Raw genomic sequence first — 21,019 nt, 5'->3', positions numbered from 1 at the left:
ATCTAACGTTTTTTATATTAGAAGCTAACATTTACACCGAAGTTGATAGAAGACGATAACGGATAATTCATCATACGATTATCCTGACCGGCTGTTTTCTCCGGATCCAGTTTCAAATCCTTCTTCAAATAAGAATCACAGAATGTGAAGATATTATAAGCATTTACATAAACACGCAGGTTTTGCAAGCCTACATGACTGGCCCAACGTTGAGGTAACGTATAACCGACTTCAAGACTCTTCAAACGAAGATAGCTTCCATCCACCGTATTGCGGTCTGTCTCCTGTGCATTGTTCCCCATCGGATTGTAGTTGGCCACGCGGGCTGCCGGGAATCTTCCCGGAATCCAGTTGCTGTTTGCATCAAACGGATCTTCACGATGCCATCTGTCATACAGATAAGCAGATGAATTACCTTCCCAAGGTGCATAATTGCGCAGGTTGTCGGGGATCTGGATAGAATAACAGGCTGCTCCTTGGAATAAAGCCATGAAATCGAACCATTTCCATTCAGCTGTCAGAGTGACGCCATAATTCAGAGCCGGCATATTCAATCCATAATATTTAGGCTTCATGTCATTGCCATCAATGTATCCATCACCATTTACATCTTGCAGGTAATAGTCTCCCGGAAGAATCATGGTATTACCTCTATCACCGCTTTGCACAGGTGCATTATAAATCTGATCATAGTTCTGGAATTGCCCAGCTGTTGTATATCCCCAGCCGATACCACTCCAACGTCCTTCGGTAGCGGATTTCCAAACATCCCAACTACTCTCGTATTCACCATGTATCTGGCGGGTCATCTTACTGCGGGCAAAGTTGAAGTTTCCTTGTACACCGTATGAAACCTGACCGATTTTGTTCCGGTGCCCCAAGGTAAACTCAATACCTTCGGTACGGTCGGCATTCAGATTCTCTTCCGGTAGGGAAGCTCCGAATGTATTGGTCAGTTGGCTGCCTCTGGTAGCCAGCAGCCCATCTCTGTCACGACGATAGACATCAAATGTGAAGTCCAACAAGCCGTCCCACAAAGTTATATCCACACCCAGATCATAAGTACGTGTCGTAATCCAGGTCAGGTTCTTATTAATAAGTGCCGGAGTCAGTACTCCATTGGTTTGTGTACCGTCAACGAACTCGTACCCCTTTGATCCCATTGTAAAGCCTTCTATGAACTGGAATTCATTACCGGCATCAATACCAGTCTCTCCATAGCTGGCTCTTAACTTCAAGTTACTGACAAACGATATATTATCCTTAATAAAGGATTCCTCGGACATTCTCCAGCCTGCACTGACAACCGGGAAAAATCCCCAACGACTCCCCGGAGCATAACGATAAGAACCATTATAACGGAAAGCACCTTCCAACAGATATTTGCCTTGGTAGTCATAATTTAGACGCCCCAGATAAGAGATGTTTGCCGTCTCTCCATAGCCCCCAGAATTCTGGATATTCGTTTGAGAACCTAAGTCAAGAATAGGTTTAGAATAAATCTCATACTCGCGGGTAGCAGAAACATTATCATTCCAGCCATGATTCATTTCGTACATAGCCATCAAAGAAATGTTATGGTCGCGCGCAATAGTAGTACTATAAGACAATTGTGCCTGAATATTAAGATTATTACCATTATTCATATTCACATACAAACTGCTCGGGTCATTAATTGTCTTTGATACATCATACGATTCATTCTGCGAATTATAACTGTACAACTGGTAGAGTTTTCTCTCATGCGAGGTACGGTTATCACTGGCATCATACGAAGTCATTAATTTAGCTTTCAATCCCTTTACCCAAGGAACATCATAGGTCAATGTGGCAGTTGACTGTAAACTACGTCCTCTGCTGGTATTCATACCGGTGAGATCACCATTCATTGCTGCCACTGGATTGTCTAGGAAAGGATAAGCTGCATTGTAGTATTCGGAATTGTTATTGGCATACACTCCGGATGTCGGTCTCATCAATGTAGATTTGAACAGTAAGTCAAAGACTCCCTGGATAGGAGCATTCGTCACGTCATATCTTCCGGAAACATTAACTTCCGCTTTGAGATACTTAGACAACTGGGCTGTAAAATTACTACGCATAGTATATCTTTCGTAATTGAAATCGCCTCCTCGTGTCAAGTCACCATCGTGCGCATAACCGAAACTGGCATAATAGGTCATCTTATCACTACCACCCTCAACAGAAAGAGTATGCTGCTGGCTACCTGCACTTTTTTTGAATACAGCATCCAACCAGTCGGTACTTTCATAGCCGGGACCACCGGCCTGCCATTTGGCAAGTTCTTCAGGAGTGGTAGTAGGGCCGGTACCCGCATTCATTGACAATTCATTGGAAATCTCCGCATATTGGGCAGCATTCATAACCTTCATCATGGAAGTGGGGAAAATAGCTGTGAATGAACCGTTGTAATTAAAACGGGCTTTACCTTTTCTTCCTTTTTTGGTGGTAATAATCACAACTCCATTGGCGGCATTCATACCATAGATTGCCGCAGCACCATCTTTAAGTACAGAAATATTTTCAATATCTTCCGGATTCAAGCGCTGAAATTCAGAACCACCGTCGCCACTATCGCGGACAACACCATCGATTACATACAGCGGACTACCAAAGCCACGAATTTGTACCATAGAACTGAACGAACCTGGTTGACCGTCCTGTTGACGGATCTGTACACCGGCAATCTTTCCCTGTAAGCTCTGAGCCACACTCGTGCTTTTGGTTGTCAGCACTTTGTCACCACTAAGAGTAGAAATAGCCCCAGTCAGTGTCTGTTTCTTCTGAGTGCCATATCCCACAACTACTACTTCGCCCAAAACGGCTTCATCTTCCTTTAACACCACTCTTACTGAGTTTTCGGCTCCTACTTTGACTTCCTGAGTCTGAAAGCCAATATAAGATATCTGAAGAACAGCGTTCTTCTCAAGATTTTGTAGCACAAATTCACCCGACATATCTGCCACGGCATTTTTATTATTGGCTCCTTTCACTACAACGGTCGCACCAACCAGTGGATTCCCTTCCTGGTCTATCACCTGTCCTTTAAACTGTGCATGTTGCGCATATACCATTGTGGTACAGAGTAACATGATGCATCCCAACAAGGTGCGTGCTAAATGATTCATGTGTTTTATCATATAAAAAAAGATTTTTAACTTTACAATTACATAAAAGATTTCTAAATGTTACGTTTCCAACTTTTCTCAGTGGATACATTCTTTGGGTCATTTAATCTTTTCTTTTAACATAGGCATTTTCTTTTAGGGGTTAACATTCTTATTTTATTGTTACGTAACGAAAGTCATGTTTATCTGCCTCCTGAAGTACCGGGGCTTCCAGACGATTGTCAATAATACGATCCCAGTACGGACTCAGATCCAACGTTTTTCCCTCTTCCACCACAAACTCTTTAATTTCGATTTCTCTCTTTTCGGAAGTGGAAAGTCCTGCAGGTTCCGATATCACTTTATTGAAACTGATCCGCTCTTTACCATATTTCTTCGTTATTTTGAAAGTGATGGATTTCTTCTGAGGATCAGCAGTTACTACTCCCCAAAAGTTAGGATAAAACAGAGGGATGCTGATTACTTTATCATCGGCCACTACAGGAGCCAGACGCAATTCTTTTCGGGGAATGTTAACGCCAGCACCAGCCAATACATCTGTAGAGAACCAAGTTACCGGAGCTGTCATATAAGTAATGTCACTGGGATTCCACAAGTTTTGAGTCCATGTCCAGCCTTTACGCAGATGTACTAATTGGATGTGCTTCATAATATCCATGGCATCTTCATAAAATCCCGCCTGCATACCGGCTAAAGCAGTATAGCTTTCCAGGTAGAAGGGCCAGCATTGTGATCCCCTATTATCAATACCTCGGTTCAGATTGATATCCCACACTTTATTAGCGTAATAATCAGGAGACTTGGAAAGAGAAATCTTGCATTGAGATATCATAGATGCCTTCACTATATCCATAGGATATACGTCTCCCCATCCGCAGTAACGGCTCAGGAACTGGCCTGCCAACTGTCCCGTAAACAATACATTATCCAGTCTTTTGGAACCATCCGGTTCACAGCCGTAGGCAAAGAAACGTCCATTCCACAACTTCTCAAGAGCCTCTTTCTGAGAGGTAGCAAACTGTTGTTGCGCCTGTTTCACGATGCTTTCATCTCCAATAGCTTTTCCTATAGCTTCGTAAGCCCTGAGTGTAGTCAGCCATACACCTGCATAGTAAGAGTACAAAGGAGGATGAGTAAAATCATCATACGTAGTAGGGCCTACAGGAATTGTACTGCCTTGAGGCATACGACTATATAAGAATTTCATGGCTCTTTTAAGTCCCGTAAGATGTGCTTTCAAGTACTCTGTATCGCCAGTCTGCTCATAGTCTTTAACAAGTTGTATGATCCAGCCGGAAGCATTATCCAACATCCAACCCTTTTCCGTTGGTACACGGCCACCTACGGTACCCATACCTACATAGTAATGTCCGATGAAATGAAGTATATAACCTTCCGGATCCATTGCATCTGCAAAAATATCCATCTCCGAACGATCCAGTTGAGTGAAAAATTTCTGGTAAAAAGGATGTGAACTCAAACGCTGATCCATTGTTCCGGCAAAGCCGCCCATGGCTCCTTCATTAACCATAACATCACCTCCTTTAGTAAGCACCATATTGGTGTAAATGACATATCCACTATTAATAAGCTTAAACTTATACCAGTCAGGAAGGCTACTCTCAAGAACCGGGATTTGCCACTCCGTAGTCTGTCGGGCAATTCTTGCCCTATTGGATACAGCATAGCTCACCATAGAATTCATACTATTAAAATAATTATGATAGTATTTATTGTAGTCAGCCCCACAAGGCCAGTAGCTACCGATAGGAAGGGCTGCCGCATCAATCTGCAGTTCAGGAGCATACCATGCCAGCATAAAACGAATTGTTTTCTTTTGACCTGCTTTCAACTGTGTCTTAACAGCCAGTACAGAAGCAGAAGAAGTTTGAGATTGCTCCGTCAGTACATTTTTGGTTAGTGAAGAAGTGAATTCTCCATTATTTCTAAACTGATCCCATGCTTCAGAATTCGAACGATAAGCTGGAAGATAAGATACATTCTTTTCTTCTTCCACTGCAATCACCACTTGATTCACATAGTTCTGAAAAGTCAATTTGCGAGGTTGCAAGCTATCTGCAGCATATTGTATCAATCCTTTCAGGCTTCCCATCTGATAAGGTTCTACATAGGTTTTAGCCTTCTCACGCAACGGCCAGTTTTCTCCATTATTTATATTAGCTCTACCTTCACTCAATAGCTGGCCATTGTCAAAACCTTCCAAGCTCTTCGGGTCATTAAACAATCCGATAAAATCTTCCCAGGAAAACGCTAATGCAGCTTCCATGTCCTCCTGAGCTATGAGATCAACCTCAAACCATACTACCGGCAAAGAGGAATCTTTCACATTGTGCGGCACCAATCCTGAATAGGCACGAATTACAGGGGCTACTTTCAAATTATTATCCGCATAACTTAATTCTGCTGTAGGAAATAATCCTTTATATTGAGTATGTTCTACTCCTTTCATTCCATACAAAACATGATTATCCCTAACCAGACGAACAGCTTCTTTTTCATTTCCCTTCCGTGTCCATAAAGAGAAGAATGAATGCTCCGAACGTTTAATAGGAGTATGAATATTATTCATTCCTATCCTGGTGAATTTGCCACTTGGAGCGAAATTTATATTGCCTACTCCAATACCACCTAAGGGTACTCCGCTTACGTCTTCATGATCTTTTAATGAAAGGTAAGTATAGTTGGTTTCTCCACCTAAAACACCACTTTGAAGACTGAATTTGGTATTGGCTTCATCGACACCATAATTGTTCTGATTTTCTTCTTGTCCATACAGTGCAAATATTCCTGCAAGACAAAAGGCTAAAGAGACAAAGGTTCTTTTACTCATACATGTGTTTTTTAAGATTAATAATAGAAGTTATGAATCTACTTCTGCTTTCGTTAGCGTTCGAGTGCAAAAATAGATGCTGATAGATTACAATAGCGGTTACATTGGGGTTAATCGAGGGTTAATTTTGAGAGGTATTTTATTAATTACCCGATTAATTTAAGAAAATCTATGCTCTATGGCATAAAGTTACAGACATAAAAAGATTACCTCTAAATATAGAGACTTATAAATTGGAAACAGTCCTTTTTTTCTGATTATTGAAAACTTGTCCTTAAGTCATTGTGTATGATATCAGAGTAAGAATAGGAATAGTTATTACCCATACTTTTATTATATTCTGCAATATACAGATAATATTTCTTCATAGCCTGATCTTCCTTCTTCAGCTTATGGCAGGCATTCAGCATGTACCACAAAGCTGTATCATTCAAAGAATCTACTCTCAGCCAGATTTCAGCCAATTGAGCAACCTGCTCATACGCAGCTTTCATATATAGATTATTCAACTCAATCGTCAACATCTCATGCAATTCATATTCTTGTTCACTCTTAAAGGAATCAAACATAGAGTCGTCAATAGACTTTAAAAATTTCCCTCGCGACAAAATTCCGATCAGTGATTGGCTGACTTCCTGAGATGCATCACTTTGCCGGATTTTATTCATTTGTTCAAGATATTGTTGATAATCGCAATAGAAAGCCTCCGACAATTGGATAGAATAGCGACTATTAGTATACACCAATTCAATACCTTCTAGATCATCCAGTATTTTTCTTAATCGGTTTATTGTAACGCCCTTCAGATTTTTGGCACTACTCAATTCTTTTTCTGGCCATAACAACCCATAGATATAATTCGAGGTAATACCTTCCTTATTACCTAAACCATTCAGAAAAGTAAGTAAGAACAGTTGCTTTATCTTGGAACTAAACAAATGAGTGATATCTCTTCCTTTTTTATCTATTATAGTGAATTCCCCAAACAGATACAAGGCATTTGCCTGTGGTGACTTTTTATTTTCAACCTGAGTGAAAGTTTCACGAACAGGTGTGACTTTAGGTATCGGTTGTTTCTCCTTCTTCCTTTTCAAGTAATACGTAATGCCAACAATCAATATCAGTACAACAACCATTACAAAAATAACAGTACGCAAAGAAAGTCCTTCTTCAACAGCATATAAAAACAATGCGTTCTCTGCAATGGCAGGTGCCGACAATGAATAAAAACGTGTAACAGAAGATTCTCCGCCACGTTCATTAAATTCTTGCGTACAACAATAAAACTCCTTTGTTTCTTTATTATAATAAAGATTTGCATTAGATAAAATAGCCTTCGACTCCATAGGAATAGAATTACCTAATACCTCATAGGAATCATTCTGCAACGAGAACTTATAAAGCTGCAAATGGGAAGAAGCTTCCTGCATAGGATAACACAACGTATAGAAAGAAGCTCCATCATCAGATAAAAGAAGGTTTCTTACCGGAACAATCTGAGCTCCATCATAAGAGAAGTCCCTCACTTTCTGCACGGTTGAATCTTTCAGATTTATCTTATAGAGATCATAATAGTATATTTTCCCGATACTCTGATCCCCACTACTATTCCCAGTACCACCAAACAAAAGCAACTCATTAGCATTCAATGCTCCCATAGAAGAGAAAAAACGAGGAGCTACAAAATCACCTTTCAATTTAATAGTATTCCATGACTTTTGATCCAAATCATATACTTCCAATGTATTGGTATATTTGCGTGAGCCAAAACCTCCAAAAATATAGAACTTATTACGAATAGTATCCAGATAAGAAGAATGGTGGTGTCGCTGTGAAGGCAAAAATTTATCATCAACCTTTTCCACTTCTCCTGTAAGTACATTCAAAGCACAAATGGTACAAACATCTGCATGATTATCCACTTCATAGATATAAACAGAACGAGAATCCGGATAGAAAAAGTTTGTTCCCAAATACATCTTCATCGGCAGGGGGTGATGCTTATACCCTTCCCAAATATTACGGCGGATATCCAGAGTATATAAAGAATCGCTGTTAAAATAGACAAAATTGCCAGAATTGAAATCATAATTATACCCCGCCGTACTCTCAGAAGCCTGTGAATGAAGCAAATTCCAATAATAGGATTTATTTATTAACCAGATTGGGTTAATTGCTTTTCCTCTGATCTTTCCTTGTTTGTCATGAACAAGAATACCGGAACTTTCATTCAAAGGAAAATTGATTTGTTGATTCATGTCGGAGATTACTAAATTCCGGATTGCAAAAGAAGGTATTTCTTCAGAAAACTTACTACTTCCGAACATGATGGTAGGGGTCAATTCTCCGGATAAGCCTAATTTTCCTGATTGATATTGTCGCTTATCAATAGTAAGGCATACAGAATCTTCTTTTAAAAAAAAGGAGATTTCTATGGGTATCCAACGCCGAGGACCAAGTTTTTTATTACATAGAGTATCTACAATAAGACATTCTTTTGCCTCAATATTAAATTTCAGATAACTCCGTTCGTCATTGTCATAAGAGAAAACAAAACTATAAATATCTGCATTCTCACGCTTCAGATCTTTTAATCGGAATATATAACCGAAAGATCCATAATCCTGAATAGCCAAATCATAAGATATAGAGAGATGACCTTTAAAGGTCAAAGGATTTTCATCAAAAACAGAATAACTTGTCTTTTGTATAGTTTCAGATTCATAAGTATTAAATTCAAGACCTTGAGCATTGGCTCGCAGGCATAAAAAGCAAAGTAGCAATATGAAAGATCCTATATATCTCATTATCATTTCCTTGTCATGTAGTTACTTATTTATTAACCAGACAAATATATAACTTAAAAACCGGACTCATGAAACATAAGCCCGGTTTTAACAAAAATGCATTCCTATCTTTAATTCGCCATCTCAGAAATAAACTTAATGCGAACCAACCTTACTTCTTCTTCCGTGAAATCATCACCCAGTTCATCAAGTGCGTCATCTATCTTGTCAGTAGTAGATTCCTTGAAATAATCATAGATATCCAACATGTGGTCTTCGTCCATAATCTCATCCAGGAAGTAATCAATATTCAACTTTGTACCAGAATAAACGATTGCCTCGATTTCGTCCAATAAATCTCCAAACTCAATGCCTTTGGAAAGTGCGATATCATCCAATGCCACCTTACGGTCTACAGCCTGAATAATAGCCACTTTCATCTTGGATTTATTAGCAACCGTACGAACACGTAAGTCTTCAGGGCGTTCGATTTCATTCTCTTCACAGTGACGCTTTATCAGCTTGCAAAACTCCTCACCGTAGCGTTTAGCCTTACCTGCACCTACACCGGGAATGTTTTGCAATTCATCCAGTGTCACCGGATAAATGGTTGCCATGGCTTCCAATGAAGGATCCTGGAAAATTACATAAGGTGGTACTTCCAGTTTCTTGGAAAGCTTCTTACGCAAATCCTTCAGCATGGAATAAAGAGCCGGATCGACAGCGCAAGAGCCACCGCCCCTTGCCGGAGCTTCTTCTTCCACTTCTTCGAAATCATTATCTTCGGTTATCTTGAACGATTTAGGATGTTTCAGGAACTTCTTTCCTTCATCCGTTACTTTCAGCAAACCGTAATTTTCCACATCTTTACTCAGGTAACCAGCAATGAGTGCCTGGCGAATGACAGCATTCCATGTTCTGTCTTCTTCTCCCATGCCGGAGCCGAAAGCTTCCAGGTCTTCATGCAGATGCGCCTGCACTTCGGTAGTTTCACGTCCTTGTATAATGTCGATGATATAATCTGCCTTAAAATTTTCTTTCACCGCGAGAATAGCCTCTATCACGGTACACAATAATTCTTGAGCCTCCACTTGTTTTTTCGGGTTTAAACAGTTGTCACAATTTCCACAGTTCTCTTCCATATACTCTTCACCGAAGTAATGCAACAGCGTCTTTCGGCGACATACGGAAGATTCGGCATAAGCAGCGGTTTCCAGCAGAAGCTGTTTACCGATTTCCTGCTCTGCCACAGGTTTACCTTGCATGAACTTTTCAAGTTTCTGCAAGTCTTTATTGGTATAAAAGGTAATACACTGTCCTTCGCCTCCATCTCTTCCGGCACGTCCTGTTTCCTGATAATATCCTTCCAGACTTTTCGGGATATCATAATGAATAACATAACGCACATCAGGCTTGTCAATACCCATACCAAAAGCAATGGTAGCTACAATCACATCTATTTTCTCCATCAAGAAGTCGTCTTGATTTTGCGTGCGTGTTGCAGAATCCATTCCTGCATGGTATGCGCGGGCATTGATACCATTCGCCTGTAGAATCTCAGCAAGTTCCTCTACCTTTTTCCGACTCAGGCAATAAATAATGCCCGACTTTTCCGAATTATTCTTGATGAACTTGATGATATCTCTATCTATGTTATTGGTCTTGGGACGTACCTCATAATAGAGGTTCGGACGATTAAACGACGACTTGAACACTTCGGCATCAATCATACCCAGATTCTTCTGGATATCATGTTGCACTTTAGGGGTCGCAGTCGCAGTCAGAGCAATCACCGGAGCTTTTCCGATTTCATTGATAATAGGGCGGATACGGCGATATTCCGGACGAAAGTCATGTCCCCATTCAGAGATACAGTGGGCTTCGTCTACAGCATAGAAGGAAATCTTCACTGTCTTCAGAAACTCTACATTTTCCTCTTTCGTCAGCGATTCGGGAGCTACATACAGTAACTTTGTCTTACCGCTGAGGATGTCAGACTTCACCTGATCTATCGCACCTTTATTAAGAGAAGAGTTGATAAAATGGGCAATACCATCTTCTTCACTGAAGTTACGCATCGCATCGACTTGGTTCTTCATTAATGCAATCAACGGAGAAATCACAATACCCGTACCTTCCATCATTAATGACGGTAACTGGTAGCATAGTGATTTTCCTCCACCTGTAGGCATCAGTACGAATGTATCGTTACCTGCCAACAGATTTTGTATGATAGCCTCCTGATTTCCTTTAAATGTGTCAAATCCGAAGTACTTCTTCAGCTGGTCTGTCAAATTAATCTTCTTCCCTGCCATGATTCATTAGGTTGTTTTTTGAGTGATTGTTTAACATCTCGGTTAGCTATTCTTTTTGTAAGAACTCTAACAAAGTTATAAACAACTTCTTAAATTTCAAGCATAATCCAATGAATATTTTTCAATAAAAAACAAAATAGTCGGTTTCGTACACCCTTACCATTTGATTTTAAGCAGTTTGCAGTTTTGCAATGTTTGCTTTTTCAAGCTGGTGTTTAGCATAATCCAACGTCACTTCAAAGTGATCCTTGTGTTCGGACGGGATTTCGAACATAGCATCCATCATGATGGTTTCCACAATGGATCGCAATCCACGAGCTCCCAACTTGTATTCCACAGCTTTATCTACGATGTACTCAAAGACAGTAGCTTCGAATGTCAGTTCCACATTGTCCATCTCAAACAGTTTAACATATTGTTTGATAATGGAATTCTTAGGTTCAGTCAGGATAGAGCGCAAAGCGGCACGATCCAACGGATTCAAATAAGTCAGCACCGGCAGACGACCGATGATTTCAGGTATCAGACCGAATGACTTTAAATCCTGAGGCGCAATATATTGCATCATATTGCTTTTATCAATTACCGCAGTGTTACGCACTGCACTATACCCCACCACATGTGTATTCAAACGCTGGGCAATTTTCTTCTCAATGCCATCGAATGCTCCACCGCAAATAAAAAGGATGTTCTTTGTGTTCACCGGAATCATTTTCTGATCAGGATGCTTGCGTCCTCCCTGAGGCGGAACGTTCACAACAGAACCTTCCAACAATTTCAGTAAACCTTGTTGAACACCCTCTCCGCTTACATCACGTGTAATGGAAGGATTATCTCCCTTACGGGCGATCTTATCAATTTCATCAATGAACACAATACCCTGCTCAGCTTCGGGAACATTGTAATCTGCCACCTGAAGCAGGCGGGTCAGAATACTTTCAATGTCTTCGCCCACGTATCCAGCCTCGGTAAGCACCGTAGCATCTACAATAGTAAAAGGTACGTGAAGCAATTTAGCAATGGTACGTGCAAGCAGTGTCTTTCCCGTTCCGGTGCTACCTACCATGATGATATTAGACTTTTCAATTTCCACATCATCACCGCCGTCTTTTTGCAACAGGCGTTTATAGTGATTGTATACCGACACGGAAAGGAAGCGTTTTGCATCATCCTGTCCAATGACGTATTGATCAAGGAATTCTTTTATTTCTAAAGGTTTCGGAAGTTCTCTCAGGTTCAGTTTCGTTGCAGCGCCACTCCTTTTTGCTCCACTCAGCGCCTCCTGAGTGATCTCATAGGCCTGAGTGGCACAACTATCACAAATGTAGCCGTTCATTCCCGTAATCAGAAATCCGACTTCATCTTCCGTACGCCCACAGAAACTACACCTATTTTTGTTTCTTTTTGAGTCTGCCATATTTATTTTTTAATCAACACTTCATCTACCATGCCATACTCCTTGGCTTCCTGTGCCGTCATCCAGTAGTCACGGTCAGAGTCTGCCCAAACTTTATCGAAAGGAGTATGAGAGTGATCAGCAATAATAGTATACAGTTCCTTTTTCAGCTTCTGAATTTCACGTGCCGTGATTTCAATATCCGAAGCCTGCCCCTGTGCACCACCCATTGGCTGATGTATCATTACACGAGAGTGAGTCAACGCCGAACGCTTGCCTTCTGCACCTGCCACCAGCAACACCGCAGCCATACTTGCTGCCATACCTGTACAGATAGTAGCCACATCGCTCGTGATAAACTGCATTGTATCATAGATACCCAATCCCGCATATACGGAGCCACCCGGTGAATTAATATAAATAGAGATATCTTTACCCGGTTCTACCGAATCCAGATACAGTAACTGCGCCTGTAAAGTATTAGCGGTATAATCGTCAACCTGTGTACCAAGGAAAATGATGCGATCCATCATCAAGCGGGAGAAAACGTCCAACTGGGTTACATTGAGTTGACGTTCTTCCAGGATATAAGGATTTAAATACCCGGCTTGTGATTTAATCACATCGTCCAGCACCAAGCTATTCATACCTAAATGCTTGGTAGCGTATTTTCTAAAATCATCCATATTACTTTCTTTTTTAGGTTTAGTAAATTGAAATGCAAAGAAACAAAAAAGAACACAGAGACACAAAAAAACACAGAGTTATATGATATAAGACTCTGTGTTTCTTAATGTTTTTAAACTGTTTTCAGAATAAAAAAGCTTATTCAAACATCTTATTGAATTCTTCTGCAGAAATTGTTTTGTTTTCCAGCGTCACCTGAGACTTCAAAGCAGAAGCCAATTTAGTTTCAACAACACGGTTTACCAAACCTTCAACGCTTTCTTTCTTCTTCAGCATTTCTTTTGCATAGTTTTCCAGAAGATCTTCAGGAACACTCATCATACCATATTGTGCAAACTGTGCACGGGTAGCTTCCTTAGCCATATTGACTACATCTTCCTGTTCAACCTTGATATCGTTAGCTTTCACCAACTGTTCCTTGATCAGGTGCCATGTCAGTTCTTCGATACTCTTATCATAGTTGTCTTCTACAAATTTCTCGTCTTTGTCCTGGTTGTTCATGCGCATGATGCGTTTCAGCAATGCATCCGGGAATTCCAACTTGCCAACTTTCTCCATCAACATCTTACGAGCGTCAATCAGAAATTTATAATCAGTGTCTGCTACAAACTGATTAGCAATTACTTCTTTTACTTTAGCACGGAATTCTTCTTCAGTCTTCACAACATCTTTACCACATACCTGATCGAAAATTTCCTGAGTCAGTTCACCGGCTACAAAACGAGTCACTTCTTCTACCTGATAGCTGAAGTTAGATTTCATTTCAGCGGCTTCTTCTTTATCGATCTTCAACAAAGAAGACAGTTCAGTTGCATTACCATCCCATGCAGTATAAGGATTGAATACGAGTACATCATTTACTTTTGCATTGGCAAAGATAGCTTTTTGCTCATCGTTCTTCATATAAGACGGCATCATTACAGCAGCTTCTACCTGAATGCCACCTTCTTTGGTATTGCCGTTTTCATCCAATTCAGCCAGCAATCCCTTCAGCATATCGTTATCTTCGTAAACGTCCACTTGTTCGTACTTACCATTACGTTGTGTGTAAGCCTTCACCTGATTGTTTACCATATCTTCGGTAACGTCAATCAAATAATAGTCAACTTTATCTTTAGTGCTTACTTCAGCTTTGAATTCAGGTGCCAGAGCAATATCGAAAAGGAATTCGAATTCTTCCATAGTATCGAAGTCGATATCCGGTTGCTTATCTTCATTTGGCAGCGGTTCGCCGAGAATAGATACATTATTATCTTGAATATACTTATATACAGCTTCTGAAAGTGCCTTGTTTACTTCTTCAGCAATAACTGATTTACCATACATTTTCTTCACCAGACTCATCGGAACCATCCCCGGACGGAACCCCGGAACCTGAGCTTTCTGACGAAGTTTTTTCAATGATTTATCAACTTTTTCCTGATAATCGGCTTTCTCAAGCTTCACAGTAAGCAGAGCGCTTACTTTGTCAATGTTTTGTAATGAAACGTTCATTCTGACAATTATTTATTTGATTTATACTTTATTCCAATCTCAAACGAGGGTGCAAAATTAGCGTTATTCTTTCAATTATCAAAAAAACATTGCTGAATTATTTCTTTATAACAAAAGGAGAGATTAGTTATCACTAAATCATACTCTCTGTATTGTTTAATGAAAACATAATTATGATTATTCTCCATAAGCTACAGATCGTAATTAGATAAGGCATTTAGCTTCAGAATCGAAAGAAAAAGCAAAAAAAACAGAAAGAAAATATGGAAATTCCGAAATAATTATGTTTCTTTGTTGCGGAATGGTAATACATTAGTTCTTAGATTTTCAGTACATGGTTTTTACTTCCGTTTTTCATGAAACGCTTTTGTAAACTCTCTGTTGTTGTGATCCTTTTATTATAGTTACCCTTCCAAGAGAGTTTTATTCATTTATTTATTTTACATTTTCATTATGAACATTTACGTAGGAAACCTTAACTACAAAGTTAGGGAATCAGACCTCCAAAAGGTCATGGAAGATTACGGTGCTGTAACCGCAGTCAAATTTATTAAAGATCGCGAAACCGGTCGTTTCAGAGGTATCGCATTTGTAGAAATGGAAGATGCAGCAGCTGCAGCTAAAGCTATTGAAGAACTCGATGGAGCCGAATATTTTGGCCGTAACATGGTAGTGAAAGAAGCAAGACCTCCGAAATACTAATTATACAGGAGAAAAGAAAACAAGTCCGCCTGCTCCCTTTCAGAAAGAGAGCAGGCGGACTTTGTTTTTAGTGATTAGGAGTAAATGATTAATGTTGCGCTAATCACTAATCACTTACCCCTAATCACTATTTCATAAAGTCTTTGCGACGCAACACAAAGCTATTACTTAGGTATTTTTCACGCACAATTTTATTTTCTGCTAATTCTTCCGGTGTTCCCTGGAACAAGATTTTACCTTCAAACAACAAATAAGCACGGTCAGTAATACTTAATGTTTCCTGCACATTATGGTCAGTAATCAGAATACCAATATTTTTATCTTTCAGCTTCCACACAATCTGCTGAATATCCTCTACCGCAATCGGGTCAACTCCTGCAAAAGGTTCATCGAGCATGATAAACTTAGGATCAATAGCAAGACAGCGAGCAATCTCCGTACGGCGGCGCTCACCACCCGAAAGTTGATTACCCTTATTCTTACGCACTTTCTGCAAACGAAACTCCGCAATCAGACTTTCCAGCTTTTCTTTCTGATATTCCAAAGGCTTATCTGTCATTTCAAGTACCGAAGCAATGTTATCTTCCACACTCATCTGGCGGAATACGGATGCTTCCTGTGCCAGATATCCGATTCCGGTTTGCGCACGCTTGTACACCGGATATTTCGTAATATCCAGATCATCCAGAAAGATACGTCCCTCATTCGGTGTAATCAATCCAACGGTCATATAGAATGAAGTCGTTTTACCGGCACCGTTCGGTCCCAGCAAACCTACAATCTCTCCCTGCTTCACATTTATGGAGACGTGGCTCACTACTGTACGTTTACCGTACTTTTTCACCAAGTCTTCGGTGCGAAGCACCATTTTACTTTCTTCCATATTCTTTCAGTTACAAACTGTCAAAACCACAAGTGACGAGCTTGTCACTCACACATTTTGCGGCAAATGTAGCAATTATCAGCTGAAAATGGGCTATATTTGCAGACAAAATAGTTAAGAGTCATGATAAAAGCACTTAAAACTGTCGGAAGATACATCATGTTGATGGGGCGTACTTTTGCCCGACCAGAGCGTATGCGTATGTTCTTCCGCCAATACATTAACGAAATGGGGCAACTCGGCGTGAACTCTATCGGCATTGTGTTGCTGATTTCGTTCTTTATCGGCGCTGTTATCACCATACAAATCAAGCTGAATATCGAAAGCCCGTTTATGCCGCGCTGGACGGTAGGCTATGTGACGCGTGAAATCATGCTATTGGAATTCTCTTCCTCCATCATGTGTCTGATATTAGCGGGAAAAGTAGGTTCCAATATCGCTTCAGAACTGGGAACCATGCGAGTGACACAACAGATCGACGCACTGGAAATCATGGGAGTCAATTCAGCCAATTACCTGATACTACCCAAAATTTTTGCCATGGTCACCACTATCCCTTTCCTGGTGACGTTCAGTATCTTTGCCGGTATCATCGGAGCCTTTGCCACATGTTGGTTCGGTGGCATCATGTCGGCGGTGGACCTGGAATACGGTTTACAATACATGTTTGTGGAATGGTTCATTTGGTGTGGTATCATCAAATCATTGTTCTTCGCTTTTATCATCGCCAGTGTATCGGCCTTCTTCGGTTATACCGTCGAAGGCGGTTCCATAGAAGTAGGCAAAGCCTCTACGGACTCTGTAGTATGCAGCAGCGTGCTTATCTTATTTGCCGACTTAATATTAACTAAACTCTTAATGGGATGATTGAACTAAAAGGACTTTGGAAATCATTTGAAGACAGGGATGTATTGAAGGATATCAACGCCACTTTTGAGAACGGAAAAACGAATCTTATCATCGGACAAAGTGGTTCAGGAAAAACGGTACTGATGAAATGTATCGTCGGACTACTGACGCCGGAACGTGGTGAATTATTATACGATAACCGAAACTTCCTTGCCATGGGCAAGAAGGAAAAGAAAGCATTGCGCCGGGAAATGGGAATGATTTTCCAGAGTGCAGCATTGTTCGATTCCATGACTGTATTGGATAATGTGATGTTTCCATTAAACATGTTCAGTAACGATACATTCCGCGACCGTACCCGCCGTGCTATGTTCTGCCTGGACCGCGTGAACCTGGCAGAAGCAAAGGACAAATTTCCGGGAGAGATCAGTGGCGGTATGCAAAAGCGCGTCGCCATTGCCCGTGCCATTGCTCTGAATCCTCAATACCTGTTCTGCGATGAACCAAACTCTGGTCTGGACCCAAAGACATCGCTCGTCATTGACGAACTGGTACACGACATCACGCATGAGTATAATATGACCACTCTCATCAATACTCATGATATGAACTCCGTCATGGGAATAGGTGAGAAAATTATCTATATCTACGACGGATATAAAGAATGGGAAGGCAGTAAGGACGATATCTTCACCTCTAGCAACAAGAAATTGAATGACTTCATCTTTGCATCCGATCTCTTCCGTAAGGTAAAGGAATTGGAGGTACAAAACATAGAAGGATAAGCCGCTTAATCTCATCCATCTGTCATAAATAAAAGCGTCCGGAGATACCTCCGGACGTTTTTTTTCTTATAAAACCAGTTAATAGAATTGACATATATCCTCACGACATACTTTGATTGTCCCTATATCCTCATGAGAAAACATGAAGAACAATTTCAATTACGCAACAAAGATAACCAAAATATATTAATAAAAAATCACGGAAAACCGTTACTTATTGAATTTTCTGTAAATCAATCTAGCTTTATCCATCCTTGTGAAACAGCCTTGACCACCATATCTATTGCATTTTTCGCCCCAAATTTACTAATAAGCCTCTTGCGAAATGTTTCTACAGTATTTTCTGAAATTTTTAATAACGCAGCAATCTCATGTGTATTCATTCCTTTGGCTACAGCTTCCAGAACATCGCGTTCGCGCCGTGTCGGAGCATCTTTTGGTTGTAAACCTGATGATGAAGAATTTAACTTTTGCAATATAGAAGCAAAACGAGGACAAGTATAGCTCTCCCCCCTCAGTACACTGCGAATAGCTGCCACCAGTTCTGCATGAGCCGAAGATTTCAGAATAACCGCATTTACTCCGCATTGCACTAATCGGTTCACCATCCATATCTCCTCATGCATCGTATTTACGACAATCCTCGCCTGGTCATTCAACTCACGAATTTTGGCTATCAATTCAAAACCTGAAATATCGGGGATACTGATATCCAGAATATATACATCATAATCACGCTCTTCAATCAACTTTATAGCCTGCTTTCCGGAAGTCACTGCATCCGCCACTGTTACTTCCGGCATCTTATTCACAATTTTGCAAATACCTTCTAAAATCAGGCTATGGTCATCCACTACCAATAATTCCGCTTTCACATTCTTTTCCATTGCTCGATTAGATTATTACATTTACTCTCAGCCGGGTTCCTTCACCCGGAGCAGAAATCAGTTCAACTTTAGCACCAATCGTTTCAGCCCGTTGCCAGATGGTATGCAAGCCAATACCTTTGGTTTTCTTGCTCATATCAAACCCTTTTCCGTCATCTGTAACAAGTATGGAAAGGTTCTTGTTTTCCAGTGCTAACTTCACCTGTATACGGGCAGAGCTGGCATATTTCACTGCATTGCTCACCGCTTCCTGAACAATACGATAACATTCAAATCCAACAGCTTTAGGAATTATATTCCAGTCGACATTTTCTGTAGAGTGATACTCCGCATACATACCCTCCGGTAATGCCAAATGCAGCACATAGTCTCCCAACATCTCGTCGAGCGTAGCATACTGGAAGGCGGGTGGCATCAACTCATGCGAAAGAGTTCTCAACCTTTCGCGAGTATTGCTCAATAGTCCCAACTGTTCACTCAAATCCGAACTTTCCTCACCGGAAATAGTACGAATATTCATTTCAAGCGCAAGCAAACTGTTACACACATCATCGTGTAATTCAGTCGCCATACGTTCACGCTCACTCTCCAAACCATCAATGTATTTTCGTGTCAGGCGCTGCTCAGTCTCTTTCTGAAGTTCCAGAAACTCACGTTCTTTCTCATTAGCGGCATTAGCCAACACAGCGATCCTTGCCCTTTGGCGTTGACGTGCATAGAGAGAACCTAATAATAGAATTCCCAACAGTGAAATTACTGATCCTACAATGATACGGTGACGCAGCATATACGTCTCCTGCTCCAACTGTTCCCGCCTCAAAGTAACGATCTCCAGTTCTTTCTCTTTCGTCTGATATTTTACTGAATACTCAGATAGCTGTTCGGTCTGTTCAGTATGAAAGGCTGAATCACGCAGCGCATAGGCTTGGGTCAGATACTCATAGGCCTGAGATGAGTTGTTCACAGCCAGATAGCAATCTGCCAACCGCTTATAATGTTCATAATCACGGGTGTCCTTGTAGCCACTGCGGAGCATATCGATTATTCTCCGATAATAAACAATGGCTTCTGTATACTTTTTACTCTCTTGCAATAAACCCGCCTTCGCCTGATAATATCGGAACCGTTCCGCATCAGTTTGCATTTCATGTGCCAGCTTATCAAGTTTTTGCAAATAATACATTGCCTGGTTCAGATTTCCATCCATCCGATAGGCGTTCACCAAATAATTATAAGCATCGCACAATAGTCGTCTGTCATTCACTTCTTCCAGAATAGGTATGGCTTTCAATAATGTAGCAATTCCCTCCGCACGCATTTGTACCAATCGAGTCTGAATAGCTCCCAAATTGACATAACATGTACCTATCCTTCGCTTATTACCTGTCTTCAAAGCATATTCCACGGCTTTTTCAGAAAAAGGAATCGCATCTCCCGGACGATTCCAATCACAATAAGCCGTTGCTATATTTCCATATATAAAAGCAACTGCATTATGATTTCCACGTAACTCGCATAAATGAAGTGCTTGTTCAAAGTTGGCAATGCAATTCTCTAAATCCTTTTTCCGACGATAGATAGTACCTAACTGATTCAAATTCTCAATTAACATGGCCGTATCCTTATCAGCAGCAGAACGCTCGCTGGCACGGATAGTATAAACTAGAGCAGAATCCGTCTTCCCTTCAAAAAGAAACGAACTGGCATAATTTGTCAACATGGTACGGCACGCTTCTCCTGCCTCCGATAAATCCTCTCCGGCTTCCAACCCTTTACGAAAATAGTAACGTGCAGAATCATAACGAGCATCCACATTGCAATAATACCCCATATCACAACAAGACTGGCTTATTGCAAATTTCAATCCCGCTTTTTCAGCCAGAGCAATAGCTTTCCGCTTTAAGGCATATCCCTGCTGGAAATCTCCCTTGATGAAATTTCCCTCACTTGCCCAAATATAATATTCTACGAGTTGTTCCGGCTTCTTGCTTTTTGTAGCCAATTGATGAATAGAATCTGCATATAAAAGGAGTAATTCAGGATTTTCTTCCGTTTGGTAGAGATATTTACAAACTCCGACATAGCCCTCCATATCTCTGCTTTGGGCAGCCTTTTGTTGAAGCATACGTAAATCCGGCTCATCCGCAGCCCATAGCATACCTATGGACAGGAACAAGCAGCATCCCAATAACCACCTGTAGCGTTTCATCTAATCCTTTTTTTCTGTTACCTAAG

The 21,019-nt window shown here is 40.7% G+C and carries 13 protein-coding genes; 3 read left to right on the top strand and 10 right to left on the bottom strand.

Features of this window, described 5'->3' with window-relative positions:
• Positions 1-17: 17 nt before the first annotated feature.
• From K429_RS0101725 to tig, 7 genes are all read right to left on the bottom strand, one after another.
• Positions 18-3,149: a TonB-dependent receptor gene (locus tag K429_RS0101725; protein WP_229097795.1), complete on the bottom strand. Its 3,132-nt coding sequence runs from the start codon at positions 3,147-3,149 to the stop codon at positions 18-20.
• A gap of 151 nt (positions 3,150-3,300) precedes the next feature.
• Positions 3,301-6,000, bottom strand: coding sequence for a GH116 family glycosyl-hydrolase (locus K429_RS0101720; protein ID WP_025725844.1), 2,700 nt, complete (start codon positions 5,998-6,000; stop codon positions 3,301-3,303).
• Positions 6,001-6,257: 257 nt separating this feature from the next.
• Positions 6,258-8,807 (bottom strand): kelch repeat-containing protein, encoded by a 2,550-nt coding sequence (locus K429_RS0101715; protein ID WP_231501796.1) that lies wholly within the window; start codon positions 8,805-8,807, stop codon positions 6,258-6,260.
• Between the two features lie 110 nt (positions 8,808-8,917).
• Positions 8,918-11,101, bottom strand: coding sequence for a DNA helicase RecQ (gene recQ, locus K429_RS0101710; protein WP_007210216.1), 2,184 nt, complete (start codon positions 11,099-11,101; stop codon positions 8,918-8,920).
• Positions 11,102-11,270: 169 nt separating this feature from the next.
• Positions 11,271-12,518 (bottom strand): ATP-dependent Clp protease ATP-binding subunit ClpX, encoded by a 1,248-nt coding sequence (gene clpX / locus K429_RS0101705; protein WP_007210215.1) that lies wholly within the window; start codon positions 12,516-12,518, stop codon positions 11,271-11,273.
• Between the two features lie 2 nt (positions 12,519-12,520).
• Complete coding sequence (gene clpP / locus K429_RS0101700; RefSeq protein ID WP_007210214.1) at positions 12,521-13,183, bottom strand: ATP-dependent Clp endopeptidase proteolytic subunit ClpP; 663 nt, start codon at positions 13,181-13,183, stop codon at positions 12,521-12,523.
• 139 nt (positions 13,184-13,322) lie between these two features.
• A complete protein-coding gene (gene tig / locus K429_RS0101695; RefSeq protein WP_007210213.1) occupies positions 13,323-14,678 on the bottom strand; it encodes a trigger factor in 1,356 nt (451 codons plus the stop codon).
• A 453-nt stretch (positions 14,679-15,131) separates the two neighbouring features.
• Here tig and K429_RS0101690 point away from each other — a divergent pair, with 453 nt between their 5' ends.
• Positions 15,132-15,380 (top strand): RNA-binding protein, encoded by a 249-nt coding sequence (locus tag K429_RS0101690; protein WP_007210212.1) that lies wholly within the window; start codon positions 15,132-15,134, stop codon positions 15,378-15,380.
• A gap of 127 nt (positions 15,381-15,507) precedes the next feature.
• Here the strand turns inward: K429_RS0101690 and lptB are convergent, their stop codons facing one another.
• Positions 15,508-16,263, bottom strand: coding sequence for an LPS export ABC transporter ATP-binding protein (lptB, locus tag K429_RS0101685; RefSeq protein WP_007210211.1), 756 nt, complete (start codon positions 16,261-16,263; stop codon positions 15,508-15,510).
• 123 nt (positions 16,264-16,386) lie between these two features.
• Here lptB and K429_RS0101680 point away from each other — a divergent pair, with 123 nt between their 5' ends.
• Complete coding sequence (locus K429_RS0101680) at positions 16,387-17,130, top strand: ABC transporter permease (RefSeq protein ID WP_007210210.1); 744 nt, start codon at positions 16,387-16,389, stop codon at positions 17,128-17,130.
• A complete protein-coding gene (locus K429_RS0101675; protein WP_007210209.1) occupies positions 17,127-17,897 on the top strand; it encodes an ABC transporter ATP-binding protein in 771 nt (256 codons plus the stop codon). The genes K429_RS0101680 and K429_RS0101675 overlap by 4 nt, the downstream gene beginning before the upstream one ends.
• Before the next feature lie 233 nt (positions 17,898-18,130).
• On the opposite strand, the gene K429_RS0101670 is transcribed toward K429_RS0101675, so the two are convergent.
• Positions 18,131-18,784, bottom strand: coding sequence for a response regulator transcription factor (locus K429_RS0101670; RefSeq protein WP_025725842.1), 654 nt, complete (start codon positions 18,782-18,784; stop codon positions 18,131-18,133).
• A gap of 7 nt (positions 18,785-18,791) precedes the next feature.
• The gene (locus tag K429_RS0101665) at positions 18,792-20,993 is read right to left on the bottom strand and encodes a tetratricopeptide repeat protein (RefSeq protein ID WP_025725841.1); all 2,202 of its coding nucleotides are present in this window, start codon (positions 20,991-20,993) and stop codon (positions 18,792-18,794) included.
• Positions 20,994-21,019 lie beyond the last annotated feature (26 nt).

This window comes from Bacteroides sp. 14(A) (assembly GCF_000526555.1).
Lineage (GTDB): Bacteria > Bacteroidota > Bacteroidia > Bacteroidales > Bacteroidaceae > Bacteroides > Bacteroides cellulosilyticus.
The sequence above is the reverse complement of the archived record's forward strand: the minus strand, read 5'-3'. Positions and strand labels throughout refer to the sequence as shown.

Coding starts and splice junctions, on each gene's coding strand:
- K429_RS0101725 (WP_229097795.1), bottom strand. CDS start 3,149: ATGAATCATTTAGCACGCACCTTGTTGGGATGCATCATGTTACTCTGT.
- K429_RS0101720 (WP_025725844.1), bottom strand. CDS start 6,000: ATGAGTAAAAGAACCTTTGTCTCTTTAGCCTTTTGTCTTGCAGGAATA.
- K429_RS0101715 (WP_231501796.1), bottom strand. CDS start 8,807: ATGAGATATATAGGATCTTTCATATTGCTACTTTGCTTTTTATGCCTG.
- recQ (WP_007210216.1), bottom strand. CDS start 11,101: ATGGCAGGGAAGAAGATTAATTTGACAGACCAGCTGAAGAAGTACTTC.
- clpX (WP_007210215.1), bottom strand. CDS start 12,518: ATGGCAGACTCAAAAAGAAACAAAAATAGGTGTAGTTTCTGTGGGCGT.
- clpP (WP_007210214.1), bottom strand. CDS start 13,183: ATGGATGATTTTAGAAAATACGCTACCAAGCATTTAGGTATGAATAGC.
- tig (WP_007210213.1), bottom strand. CDS start 14,678: ATGAACGTTTCATTACAAAACATTGACAAAGTAAGCGCTCTGCTTACT.
- K429_RS0101690 (WP_007210212.1), top strand. CDS start 15,132: ATGAACATTTACGTAGGAAACCTTAACTACAAAGTTAGGGAATCAGAC.
- lptB (WP_007210211.1), bottom strand. CDS start 16,263: ATGGAAGAAAGTAAAATGGTGCTTCGCACCGAAGACTTGGTGAAAAAG.
- K429_RS0101680 (WP_007210210.1), top strand. CDS start 16,387: ATGATAAAAGCACTTAAAACTGTCGGAAGATACATCATGTTGATGGGG.
- K429_RS0101675 (WP_007210209.1), top strand. CDS start 17,127: ATGATTGAACTAAAAGGACTTTGGAAATCATTTGAAGACAGGGATGTA.
- K429_RS0101670 (WP_025725842.1), bottom strand. CDS start 18,784: ATGGAAAAGAATGTGAAAGCGGAATTATTGGTAGTGGATGACCATAGC.
- K429_RS0101665 (WP_025725841.1), bottom strand. CDS start 20,993: ATGAAACGCTACAGGTGGTTATTGGGATGCTGCTTGTTCCTGTCCATA.